The organism is Streptomyces sp. NPDC015130 (assembly GCF_043080005.1).
Lineage (GTDB): Bacteria > Actinomycetota > Actinomycetes > Streptomycetales > Streptomycetaceae > Streptomyces.
Window position 1 is genome coordinate 43,117 of sequence record NZ_JBIBVC010000010.1, and the last position, 11,826, is coordinate 54,942.

The window sequence follows — 11,826 nt, forward strand, 5'->3', positions numbered from 1 at the left end:
CCGCCGGACCTCGACGTCCCCGGGCTCGCCGGGCCCCGCCGCCCCGTGCCCGCCGGGGCCCGATCCTGCAGGCAGGGCCCTACGGGCGCTTGACCACGACCACCGCGTTGCTCATCGCGCGCTCGCTCTGCGCGGTGTCCTCCCAGTGGTCCCAGGGCCGGTTGTAGAGGGAGTTCTCCACCATCAGCGTCGTGTCACCGCCGCTGCCGAGCCCGACGGCGTCGCGCGCGCCGAGCCACTCCATCACCCGGGCGGCCTCGGGCAGCGTCACACCGACGCTGGCAGCGGGGTTCCGGCCGTCGATCGTGACGAGCATGAGGTGACCCTCCGCCGAGATCCCGGCGAGGGTGCGCGGGTGGCGGGCGGTGAGCACGCCGCTGGGGCGGCAGCCCGCGGCCGGGGCGGGCAGGACGCAGGCCACGTGCGCCATGCCGTTGGCGGCCGGATTGAGCCACACCCGGCCGTCGCGCATCAGTGCGGGTGTGCCGGCCCCGAAGGCGGCGAGGGCCGACGAGGTCACCCGGGTCCCGGCCATGTCGGTGACGCTGGTGTGCGGGGTGATCCGATCCCTGGGCTTCAGCGCCCCCAGCCACTCCCCGCCGGTGCCGATGCCCTGGAGCACACGGCCGCCCTTGGGTATCGGGCCGGGGGCGTGGCGGACTTCGAGCACCTCCCAGGCGCCGTTCAGGACGGCCTCGGTGACGGGCGCCCCGGCCCACTCCTCGGCGGGTGCGGGGGTTTCGGCACCCCACTCGGGCCGGAAGACCACGATCTCGTTCGGGTCGTAGCAGGTCCCGTTGCGCCAGGGGTCGAGTCGGGGCACGTTGCCCTGGGTCGCGGTCTTCCGGAAGTCGCCGCCGACGCCTCCGCAGCCGAGGATCTGGCCCGCGACCCGGTTGATGCCGTCGACGTCCCGCTCGGGCCTGTTCGGCGCGGTGAGCCATGTCCGGGCCTTGACCTCGGTGATGCGGTGCCCGCCCGCACTGTTCAGGAGCAGCGCGGTGCGCCCGTTGTTGGGGGCCCCGAGCAGCACGTTGTCCTGCATGTAGAGGCCCTGGGGCACGCCCTCGTGACCCATGTGGTGGGTGTTGCCGTCGGACGCGATGTCGAACTCGGTGCCGTTGACGGCGGCCAGCGCCCCGGCGCGCGCGGAGAGTTGCCGTACGGTCTCGGAGTCGGAGACGGTCAGGCCGTGCTCGGCGCGCAGGTCGACCTGGGCGTCCGGTCTCACGGTGATCACCCGGATCTGCCAGGGGCCCCGGCTGTCGGGGTCGGTCTCGGCCGTGTACAGCACGCGGGAGTCGGTGAACTTCTCGGCCTTCAGCTCCGCCCGGCGGGCCTGGGCCTCCGCCGCGGTGGCGTACCTGCCGACGTGCACGCCGTAGAACGTCTGGGCGTACGTGTCCGCGGTGGCGGGCGACGTCACGGGTACGACCCGGGCGTCACCGAACCCGGCGGCCCGGAGCGTCTCCGCGTGGGCCGTGGCGGTGCTCTCCGAAGAGGTCACCTCCTGCCCGTCGTCGTACCGCACCCAGACCGTCCAGCGGTCGCTCGCGGCGCCCTGGGTGAACACCCGGTAGCTGACGCCGGGGGTCAGTTCCCTGTACCCGGTCTTCGGCGCCGAGTGGTCGCCCAGCGGGAAGACCGCGCCGAGCGCCGGATGGTCGGGGACCGGTTCGGCGGTGGCCGTGGTGGCGAGCAGGGGGGACGCGGCGACGAGCAGCGCGGCGCTCAGGCGCGCGGCTCTCCTGGGCAGGGGAGAAGAAGATCGAATCACGAGTACTGGACACGCGGCCGGGGCCCGGGGTTGCCCCGGACGGGTGAAGCGGGGCGGCGCACGGCCCGGGACCGGCCGGTGAGCGCCGGGCGGCGAATCGCGCGCCCGGTCGGACCGTGTTCCGCTTGTCCCGGTACGCCCGTGAGGCGTCCGTTCCCGGCGAGAGGAAAGACGGATGACCGAGGAGGCGAACGCCACCCGCGAGCGGAACGGGGAGGCGCCGGAGTCCGGCGAGTCGCGCGAGACCGATCTGCGGCGCGTCGGTATCGACCCGGACTTCTGGTATCCGCTCGCCCGGTCCGCGCGCCTGCGCAGGAACAAGGTCCACGCGGCCTCCTTCGCGGGACGGCGCATCGCGCTCTTCCGGACCGCCGGCGGCACCGCGTACGCCCTGGAGGACCGCTGCGCCCACCGCCAGGTTCCGCTGAGCCTGGGAGTGGTGGACGGCGAGACGCTCCGCTGCTGCTACCACGCGTGGGCGTACCGGGGGAACGGGCGCATCTCGCAGATCCCCTACCTGCCCAAGGGTGCCGAGCGGCCGCCCCGCGGGGTGCGCTCCTTTCCCGTCCGCGAACGCTACGGCCTCGTCTTCGTCTTCCCCGGAGACCCCGCCCGAGCCGAGGCCACCCCCCTGCCGGTGCTCCCGGAGGCGGACTCGGCCCGGCACCGGACCATGATGTTCTCGCGCTCCGTGCGCTGCCACTACACGTTCCTGCACGAGAACCTGCTCGACATGAACCACCAGTTCCTGCACCGGGGCGTCCTGGGCCGGATCCAGCCGAAGCTGCTGGGATACGACACGGGTCCGCGCTCCGTGGAGGCCAGGTACCTCTTCGTCCCCTCCGGCGGCAGAAAGGACCGGGGCGCGGGCCTGCTGTCCGCGGAGGGCGTGGGGGGCGCGTCGACGCCCGACGTCGTCACCATCCGCACCGAGTACCCGTACCAGACCCTGCAGACGGTCCCCGAGTCGTCCGATGCGGCGGCGTTCTCCCTGTGGGCCGCCTACGTGCCGGAGGACGCCGAGCAGCGCGTCAGCCGCGTCTTCGGGCTGCTCATGATCGCGAAGCCGCCGGTCCCCGGCGCCCTTCACCTGGCCTGGCCGCTGATCCGGCGCTTCACCGAGCGCGTCTTCGCCCAGGACAGGATGGCGGTCGAGGCCGAGCAGAGGGCCTGGGACGAACAGGGGGCGGACCGGAACCAGGAGGTCTTCCCGCTGATCCTCGACGTGCGGAAGGTGCTGCGTACGAACGGCACCCCGCTCCGTCCGCAGGCCGCCGGCTGCCCGGACGCGGACCTGTGCGCCGACCCCGGAGGCGCCGCGCCCCGCTAGGACCTGTCCGGGGCGTGTTGCGGGCGCCGGGCGTCGCGGGCCGGGCGGGCTTGCGAAGCACGCTTCAGCGGCGCGCCGCCCAGCGGAGGGCGCCCGCGAGGTGGGCCCGGAAGTCGGGGGACGCGTACGACTCCGACGTGTGGCCGAGGGCGGTGAAGAAGAACCGGCCGCCGGCCTTGTCGTGGCACCAGGAGAGCGGATGGTCCACGCCGTGCGTGCCGCCGGTGTACGTGGACTCGTCGGCGCGCAGCAGGACGTGGACGCCGGACTCGCGCGGGGGTGAGGTGAAGTCGTACCACTCGTCGGTCCAGTCCCACCGCGCCGGCAGGTGCGCGGTCGCCGGGTGGGCGGTGTCCTCCACGTGGACCAGGCCGGGCTGGAGGGGAGGGTGGCCCGCGAAGCGGGTGCCGAGCAGTTCGCCGTAGAAGGGCCAGCCGGGCTCGGCGTTGGCGGCGGCGTGGACGGCGAGGAGGCCGCCGCCGCCCCGCACGTATGCCTCCAGGGCCGTCCGGCCGGGGTCGGTGAGGACCTCCCCCGTGGTGGAGAGGAGGGCCACCGCCGCGCACCGTGCGAGCCGCTCGTCCGTGAAGGCGCCGGGGTCGTCCGTCGCCTCCGCCTCGAAGCCGCACTGCCGGGCCTGCTCGACGAGGGCGCGCGCGCCCGCGGGGATCGAGTCGTGGCGGTAGCCGGCGGTGCGGGTGTACACGAGGACGTCCGAGGGCGGCACGGGAACCCCTTCTGGAGAAAGCGCTTTCTGCTCCCGACCCTAGCGATCACCCTCTCTTCACCGCAAGGCTCCGCCCTCCGATTGATACCTTTCGTTTGTCGAGTGAAAGCACATGGCTTCACTTGCGAGGAGAGGGGGCACATGACGTGCTGACCGAAGAGCGGCGCGAGGTCCTCCTGCGCCTGATCGAGCGCCGGGGGTCGATCAAGGTGAAGGACGCGGCGGAGGAGATGGGGGTCTCCGCCGTCACCGTGCGCCAGGACGTCCGGGACCTGGCGGGCCGGGGGCTGGTCGTGCGGGTGCACGGAGGGGCCATGTCGACGAGCGCGGCGCAGACGGCCGACACGGCCGGGCCGGCCGCCCCCCGCCCGACGGCGGGGCAGGGGGACGCCTTCGGACTGATCGTGCCGCCGGGGGGCTACTACTACCCCGAGATCATCCGCGGGGTGCAGGACGCGGCGCGCGCGCACGGGGTGCGCGTCGTCCTCGCGGTCTCCGGCGAGACACTGGCGGACAACCGGGAGCAGGCGCGGCGGCTGATCGCCACGGGCGTCGACGGGCTGCTGCTGATGCCGCGGGCCGGACTGGAGCCCGCGGACCTGGCCGAGGAGTGGCTGGCCGGCCTCGACGTCCCGGTCGTCCTCGTGGACCGCAGGGCAGGCGGGCAGGCCGGGCGGCTGGAGCAGGTCGCGTCCGACCACGCCCATGGCGCGGGCCTGGCCGTGCGGCACCTCGCCGGGCTGGGGCACGGGCGGGTCGCGCTGCTCGCGCGGACGGAGAGCCCCAACACGCCGTTGATCCGGGAGGGTTACGCGGCGGCCTGCCAGGCCCTGCGGCTGCCCGAGGGGCCGGAGTACGCCATCGATCCGGCGGACGGGGCGGCTCCGGCCACCTGGTTCGAGGAGTTCGTGGCGGCGGTCGAGGCGGGGGAGGTCCGCGCGGCCCTCGTCCACAACGACCTCGACGCGGTCACCCTGGTCGGCCTCCTCCAGGCGCGCGGCCTGCGGGTCCCGGAGGACCTGGCCATCGTGACGTACGACGACGAGGTCGCCGAGCTGAGCGATGTGCCGCTCACGGCCGTGGCGCCGCCCAAGAGGGCCGTGGGGGCGTGGGCGGTCGACCTGATGAGGCGCCGGATCGCCGATCCCGCCGCACCCCTGGCCGAGTTGCTGCTCCGTCCGGAGCTGCGCGTACGGGACTCCAGCGGCGCTCCCTCCGCGCCCCGCGAGGGCGCGTAGGCCGCGCAGGGCGCGTAGGCCGGTCGGGGCGCCGCGTAGGGCAGTCGGGGCGCGCGGACGGGCCGAGGGCACCGCATCACATCGCATCACTTGCTTTCGCTCCTCATCGAATGAAGCCAAAGTCATTGACGAAGCATGTTTGCTGCCGAATGATTCCGGTCAACGCCCCAGCGAACGATCGGTGCACATCATGCTTCGCAGAACCACGGCCGCCCTGGCCGCCTCCGTCACGGCCCTCCAACGCCGTGAAGGCGGCACCGCGCCGGACGTCGCGGTGGTCGAGTACCCCCACCTGCCGGAGTTCGCGGCCCAGGGGAAGGTCGAGGACCTGAGCGGCACCCTCGGCCCGCTGGTGAGGGACCGGTTCCCGGAGGCGACCCGGCAGCTCGTCGACCTCGGCGGCAGGACCTGGGCCGTCCCGCGCGACGCGGCGCCCCTGATGCTGATGTACCGCAAGGAGAGAGCGCCACGAACGACGTCCACGAGGGGAAGTTCGTCGTGGGCGACGAGCAGCGCTACGAGTTCAGCGTGCTGCTGAAGGACTGGAAGCCCTTCCAGGCAGGGGACTCGGAGAGCGGCGACATCGTCTTCCAGGGGAAGCACGCCGGCGGGAACCAGCCGTCCTTCTACCTGATGACCAAACGGAACAGCATCGCCTTCCGCTCGCCGATCCTCGGCCTCCAGGCCACCGTGATCGGCGACTTCCGCCCGCACATCGACGAGTGGATACACTTCCGCGTGGACGTGCGCTGGACCGACGACGCCACCGGCTACTACCGGGTCTCCGCACGGCTGCCCGGCGAACCGGGGTTCACGCTCCGCCAGGCGTACGAGAACGTGAGGACGTTCCACCCCGTGAACCCCGCGGACTTCGGCTATCTCAAGTGGGGTCTCTACCGTCCCGGCCAGGCCCTCGACAAGGGAGACGTACCGACGCGGATCGTCCACCACGACGACATCCGCGTCCTGGACCTCTCCCAGGAAGCCCTTCCGTGAGGCATGTCATCGCCCTCGACATGGCCGGAGCCGGCGTCAAGGCGGCCCTGATCGGGCTCGACGGGACGGTGCTGCACGAGCAGCGGCGGGCGAGCGGGCGCGCGCACGGCCCCGGGGCCGCCCTGGAGTCGGTCGTCCGCCTCGCGGAGGAGCTGCGCGCCCGTGGACGGTGGCGTTTCGGCACGGCGGCGGAGGCGGTCGGCGTTTCCGTGCCCGGCTTCGTGGACGCGCAGAGGGGTGTCGCCGTGCCCGGTACCGTCGGCGCGGAGCGGGGTGTCGCCGTCCACGCCGCCGGTCCCGGCCGGCGCGGCGTCCCGCTCCGGGAGCTGCTGAGCCGCAGGCTCGAAGGGACGCCCGTCGTGCTGGGGCACGAGGTCCACGCCGAGGTCTCGCCGAGGGCCGTCTCGGTGCGGGCCGCGGGACCGGCCGGTTCCTCTTCGTGTCGCTCGGCACCGGTGTCGCCGGGGCCATCGGCATCGACGAGCGGATCGAGGCCGGCGCCCACGGAGGCGCCGGCGGGATCGGCCACGTCGTCGTCCGTCCGGGCGGCCCCGCGTGCCGCTGCGGCGGGCGGGGCTGTCTGGAGGCGGTGGCGTCCGCCGCCGCGGTCGGTCGCGCCTGGGCCACGGCGAGCGGCGACCCCGCCGCCGGCGCCGGCGACTGCGTGCGGGCCGTCGAGGCGGGCGACGAGGCCGCCTCCAGGGTGTGGCGGACGGCGGTCGCCGCCCTGGCCGACGGCCTGGTCACCGCCGTCACCGTCCTGGATCCCCGCACCCTGATCATCGGCGGAGGCCTCGCCGAGGCCGCGGACACCCTGTTCACGCCCCTGCGCGCCGCGGTGGCGGAACGGGTCACGTTCCAGCGGATCCCCACGATCGTGCCCGGGACCCTCGGGGACTCCGCCGGGTGCCTGGGCGCGGGGCTGCTCGCCCGGGATCTCCTCGCCCGGGATCCGCTCGCCAAGGTGACGGCCGTGGACTCCGTGTCCCACTGAACCGGCTGTTCGGGGGCCCTCGGGCCGTCGGCCTTCTGCCACCATGGGCCGGTGAGTGACACGGAGGCGGAAAAGGGCCCCGGCGGGGCGGGTTCGGGTGGGCGCGGGCGGCGTCGGCGGGATCCGGAGTGGACGTACGGGGCCCTGCTCGACGCGCTGCTCGGGCTGGTTTCGGAGACCGGCCGGGAGCCCACCAGGAAGGCCATCGCGGAGCGGGCGGGGGTGTCCGAGCGGACGGTGTTCGTGCACTTCACCGACCGCGAGGCGCTGTACGTGGCGGCCGCCCGGCGGCAGGCCGAGCGGTGGCGCGCCCATGCGGAGCCGGTGCCGCGCTCGTGGGAGACGGCGCGCAAGGTGGGCGCGCTCGTGGCGCAGCGCGGGCGGATGTACGAGGTGATGACGCCGATCCGCAGGATCGGGCTCGGTCTGGAGCCGGACTCGCCCGGGCTGCGCGGGGTGATGGCGGAGGGTGACGCCTGGTTCCGGGCGGACGTGGCCGCGGTGTTCGCCCCGGAGCTGGAGCGGGTGCCGGACGCCGAGGAGCCCGGCGGGCTGCTCGACGCGCTGGAGGCCGCCTCGTCGTGGGCGGCCTGGGACCATCTGCGGTCCCGCCGCGGGCTCGACGGGGCGGCGGCCGGGGCGGCGATCGGACGCACGCTGCGGGCGCTCCTGGAGGTCGTACCGCACAGCTCTTGACTCGTATTGCAGTTGGACTGCAATAGTGGGCGTCCTCCCCCGGAAGGACGTGACCCTGCCATGACTCCGATGGCCCGCCGAGGCTTCGTCGCGGCCGCCGCCGCGATGGGCGCCGCCGCCGCCTCCGTGTCCCTGAACCCGCAGACCGCCCAGGCAGTCGCCGGGCACCGCGTGCGGGAGGTGCGGACCCCCTCCCGGACGGACGGGCTCCCGTACGAGGACGAGACCGACTTCGCGGACGCGGACCGCGGGTTCATCGCCGCGTTCACCGGCGGACCGATCACCACCGCCGCCGGGAGGACCGTCTGGGATCCCGCCGCCTACCGCTTCCTCACCGAGGCGCCGGACGACGACGGCCACGAGGGACCCGACACCGTCGACCCCAGCCTGTGGCGGCAGGCACGGCTCCTGTCCCGCCAGGGCCTGTACCGGGTCACCGACCGGATCTACCAGGTCAGGGGCCTGGACCTGTCCAACATGACGATCGTCGAGGGCGACACCGGCGTCATCGTCATCGACCCCCTCATCTCGGCCGAGACCGCCGCGGCTGCCCTGCGCCTCTACCGCGAGCACCGCGGCGACCGCGCGGTCCGGGCGATGATCTACACCCACCCGCACGTCGACCACTTCGGCGGCTGCCGGGGCGTGCTGCCGGACGGCGCCGGGGACGTCCCCGTCCTCGCGCCCGAGGGCTTCATGGAGCACGCGGTCAGCGAGAACGTGTACGTCGGCACCGCCATGGCCCGCCGCGCCGCCTACATGTACGGCTCCACGCTCCCCAAGAACGCGGGCGCGCAGGTCGGCTGCGGGCTCGGCCTCACCGTCTCCCTCGGCACCGTCGGACTCATCGCCCCCACCCGGCTCATCGGCACCACGGGCGAGGAGGTCGTCCTCGACGGGGTGCGGATCCGCTTCCAGATGACCCCGGGCACCGAGTGCCAGGAGGAGATGAACTTCCTCTTCCCCGACCTGCGCGCGGTGTGCATGGCGGAGAACGCCACCCACACCATGCACAACATCCTCACCCTGCGCGGCGCCCAGGTCCGCGACGCCCACGCCTGGGCCGGATACCTCACCGAGTCGATCGGCCTCTACGACGGCACCGCCGACGTCGCCTTCGCCTCGCACCACTGGCCCACCTGGGGCAACGACGCCATCGTCGACCTCCTGACCCACCAGCGGGACCTGTACGGCTACCTGCACGACCAGACCGTCCGGCTGATCAACCGGGGCATGACCGGCATCGAGATCGCGGAGACCTTCCGGCTCCCGCCCCAGCTCGAAGGCGTCTGGGCCAACCGCGGCTACTACGGCTCGCTGAGCCACAACGTCAAGGCGGTCTACCAGCGGTACATGGGCTGGTTCGACGGCAACCCGGCGCATCTGTGGGAGCACCCGCCGGCCGAGGAGGCCCGCCTCTGGGTGGAGTCCCTCGGCGGTCAGGCCGCGGTCCGCGCCCGCGCCCGGCACTACGCCGACCGGGGCGAGCTGCGCTTCGCCGTGACCCTGCTCAACCACGCCGTCTTCAACGACCCCCGGGACGGCCGGGCCCGCCGCCAGCTCGCCGCGCTCTACACCCGCCTGGGGCGGGCCGTCGAGAACGCCGTCTGGCGGAACTTCTACCTCACCGGAGCCCAGGAGCTCCTCCACGGCGTCACGCCGCACGCCACCGCCACCCTCGGCCCCGACATGTACCTGGCCCTGACCGTCGGCCAGATCATCGACAGCCTCGCCGTACGCGTCGACGGCCCGAAGGCCTGGTCGCTGCGGATCGCCGTCGACTGGCAGATCGGCGACGACCACTGGCACCTGCGCCTCGCGAACGGTCTGCTCACCTGGACCCGGGACTCCAGGCCCGCCGCCGACGCGGGCCTGACCATGAGGATGACCAAGCCCCAGCTCATCGCGCTGCTCGCCGGGAAGGGCACGGACGGCATCACGATGACCGGCGACCGCGCGCTCCTGCCCCGGCTGCTCGGGGTCCTCGAAGCCCCCGAGCCGGAGTTCCCGATCGTGACCCCGTGAGCGGGACCGGTCAGCGCCCGTACATGCCGCGGCACAGGTCGGCGGCGCCCATCGGGGCGTCGATCTCCTGGGCCTGCCGGCAGAGCCGGCGCATCTCGGGGGCCTGACCGGTCACCGGCCGCGTCGGACGCGGGGCGGGCGCGGGCCGCGGGGACCTGGTCTTCGGGGCCGTGGCCGGGGCGGTCCTGCGGGTGGTCTTCCCGGCCCGCTCGGGCTTCCGGCGCTCCGTCGTCGTACCCGGGTTCTTGCGCGGGGCGGCGGGTCGGCCGGGTGCCTCACCGGCGGTCTGCCCCGGGGTGCGGCGGTGCTGGGCGGGCGCGGCCTTCGGCGGTGCGGGCTTCTCGGAGTCGGGCTTCGCCGGCGGGCGGCCGGGGCGGGGTTCGGTGGCCGCGAGGTTCTCCCGGGGCCTGGCCTCGGTGGGTTCCGGCCATGCCGGGAGGGCGGACGGCGGACGTTCGGCGGCGGGTGCGAGCCCGCCCGGCCGGGGCGGGACGTTCGGAGCGGGGGCCTCGGGGACGGCCACGCAGCCGCCGGTGAGGAGCGCGGCGAGGAGAGCGACCAGCGCTCGGCGGGTGTTCATGGCGCTCACGCTGCCCGAGCCGGCCCGGGACCCGCCCGCCGCTCGGACCGTGTCCACCATGACGAGTGAAGCGTGACGCGTCACGGGTGACGGGTGACGGGTGAGAGGTGACGGGTCGCCGGTGACGGTGACGAGCTGCGGGTCACCGGTGACGGGTGACGGGCTGCGGGTCACCGGTGACGGGTGACGAGTTGCGGGTCACCGGTGACGGGTGACGGGCTGCGGGTCACCGGTGACGGGTGGCAGGCAAAGGGTCGCCGGTGGCGGGTACCGGGCGGCGGATGGCGGGTGCCGGCTCGTCGCGTGGCGCGAGGCGCGTGACGCGTGACGTGCGGCGCGGGCGTCGCGGTAGGTTCGGGGGACGTGCCGCGGGGTCGCCGAGCACCCCGGCCGACGACCCTCGGGAGCCCCAGGTGCACACCCTCGTCCACGACGACATCACCACCGCCGCCGACCGCATCGCCGGCCACGTCCGGCCCGTCGCCCTCGCGGCGCCCACGGAGCCCGGGGGCGTACACCTCGCGCTGGAGCTGATGCAGTACACCGGCTCGTTCAAGGCGCGCGGCGCACAGAACTTCCTCCTCGCCCACCGCGAGGCCGGCACCCTGCCCGACGCCGGGGTCACGATCGCCTCCGGCGGGAACGCCGGTCTCGCCTGCGCCTGGGCCGCCGCCCGGCAGGGCGTCCCCGCCACCGTCTTCCTGCCGGCCACCGCGCCCCGGGTGAAGGTGGCCCGTCTCCGCGAGTACGGCGCGGACGTCCGGCTCGTCGGTACGGAGTACGCCGAGGCCCTCGGCGCCTGCGAGGAGTTCGCCCTGGCCACCGGGGCGCTCGCCTCGCACGCGTACGACCATCCGCTGATCGCCGCCGGAGCGGGCACCCTGCTCGACGAGATCCGCCGACAGGTCCCCGGCCTCGACACCGTCGTCGTCTCGGTCGGCGGCGGCGGTCTCTTCGCCGGGGTCGCCACCGCGGCCCGGCACCACGGCATCCGAACCGTCGCCGTCGAACCCGAGAACTGCCGCGCCCTGGACGCCGCCGTCCGGGCCGGCCGGCCGGTGGACGTCACCGTGGACTCCGTCGCCGCCGACTCCCTCGGCGCCCGCCGCGCCTCCGCCACCGCCGTGTGGGCGGCCCAGAAGGACGGTGTGGAGTCCGTGCTCGTGCCCGACGCCGCGATCGTCCGCGCCCGGCAGACGCTGTGGGACGACCGCCGCCTCGCCGTCGAGCACGCCGCCGCCACCGCTCTCGCCGCCGTGGCCCGCCCGGGAGCGGACACCCCGGACAGCGCGTACCGTCCCGCGCCCGGCGAGACCGTCTGCGTGGTCCTGTGCGGCGCGAACACCGACCCGACGGATCTCGTCGCCCCGTAAGGCCTGGATCCCGGATCGCGCCGGGCACTCGCGGACGCGTCGCCGCCGGTGGCAGACTGGCGCGTCGATCCGCCGAAGGAGCACGTCGTG

At 74.4% G+C, this 11,826-nt stretch carries 10 protein-coding genes and 1 pseudogene; 8 read left to right on the forward strand and 3 right to left on the reverse strand.

Annotation, left to right across the window (positions count from 1 at the left end; all coding sequences use genetic code 11):
• Positions 1 to 79 precede the first annotated feature (79 nt).
• Positions 80 to 1,777, reverse strand: coding sequence for a phosphodiester glycosidase family protein (locus tag ACF08F_RS21750; protein WP_392300165.1), 1,698 nt, complete (start codon positions 1,775 to 1,777; stop codon positions 80 to 82).
• Positions 1,778 to 1,952: 175 nt separating this feature from the next.
• Between ACF08F_RS21750 and ACF08F_RS21755 the strand changes: the two genes are divergently transcribed.
• Positions 1,953 to 3,107, forward strand: coding sequence for a Rieske 2Fe-2S domain-containing protein (locus ACF08F_RS21755; RefSeq protein WP_392300166.1), 1,155 nt, complete (start codon positions 1,953 to 1,955; stop codon positions 3,105 to 3,107).
• 64 nt (positions 3,108 to 3,171) lie between these two features.
• Here the strand turns inward: ACF08F_RS21755 and ACF08F_RS21760 are convergent, their stop codons facing one another.
• Positions 3,172 to 3,834 carry a ThuA domain-containing protein gene (locus ACF08F_RS21760; protein WP_392300167.1) on the reverse strand — a complete coding sequence of 221 codons (663 nt, stop codon included), beginning with the start codon at positions 3,832 to 3,834 and terminating at the stop codon, positions 3,172 to 3,174.
• A gap of 146 nt (positions 3,835 to 3,980) precedes the next feature.
• On the opposite strand from ACF08F_RS21760, the gene ACF08F_RS21765 reads away from it, so the two are divergent.
• From ACF08F_RS21765 to ACF08F_RS21790, 6 genes and pseudogenes are all read left to right on the forward strand, one after another.
• Complete coding sequence (locus tag ACF08F_RS21765) at positions 3,981 to 5,072, forward strand: substrate-binding domain-containing protein (protein ID WP_392300168.1); 1,092 nt, start codon at positions 3,981 to 3,983, stop codon at positions 5,070 to 5,072.
• A 190-nt stretch (positions 5,073 to 5,262) separates the two neighbouring features.
• A complete protein-coding gene (locus ACF08F_RS21770; RefSeq protein ID WP_392300169.1) occupies positions 5,263 to 5,610 on the forward strand; it encodes a hypothetical protein in 348 nt (115 codons plus the stop codon).
• Positions 5,571 to 6,068, forward strand: coding sequence for a heparin lyase I family protein (locus tag ACF08F_RS21775; RefSeq protein ID WP_392300170.1), 498 nt, complete (start codon positions 5,571 to 5,573; stop codon positions 6,066 to 6,068). Before ACF08F_RS21770 ends, ACF08F_RS21775 begins: the two co-directional genes overlap by 40 nt.
• Positions 6,065 to 7,062: pseudogene (locus tag ACF08F_RS21780) on the forward strand (ROK family protein). The gene ACF08F_RS21775 and the pseudogene ACF08F_RS21780 overlap by 4 nt, the downstream one beginning before the upstream one ends.
• A gap of 51 nt (positions 7,063 to 7,113) precedes the next feature.
• Positions 7,114 to 7,758, forward strand: coding sequence for a TetR/AcrR family transcriptional regulator (locus ACF08F_RS21785; protein WP_392300171.1), 645 nt, complete (start codon positions 7,114 to 7,116; stop codon positions 7,756 to 7,758).
• 60 nt (positions 7,759 to 7,818) lie between these two features.
• Positions 7,819 to 9,783 (forward strand): alkyl/aryl-sulfatase, encoded by a 1,965-nt coding sequence (locus tag ACF08F_RS21790; RefSeq protein ID WP_392300172.1) that lies wholly within the window; start codon positions 7,819 to 7,821, stop codon positions 9,781 to 9,783.
• Between the two features lie 10 nt (positions 9,784 to 9,793).
• On the opposite strand, the gene ACF08F_RS21795 is transcribed toward ACF08F_RS21790, so the two are convergent.
• Positions 9,794 to 10,363, reverse strand: a complete 570-nt coding sequence (locus tag ACF08F_RS21795) for a hypothetical protein (protein ID WP_392300173.1) — start codon at positions 10,361 to 10,363, stop codon at positions 9,794 to 9,796.
• Positions 10,364 to 10,776: 413 nt separating this feature from the next.
• Here ACF08F_RS21795 and ACF08F_RS21800 point away from each other — a divergent pair, with 413 nt between their 5' ends.
• The gene (locus ACF08F_RS21800) at positions 10,777 to 11,736 is read left to right on the forward strand and encodes a serine/threonine dehydratase (RefSeq protein WP_392300174.1); all 960 of its coding nucleotides are present in this window, start codon (positions 10,777 to 10,779) and stop codon (positions 11,734 to 11,736) included.
• Positions 11,737 to 11,826 lie beyond the last annotated feature (90 nt).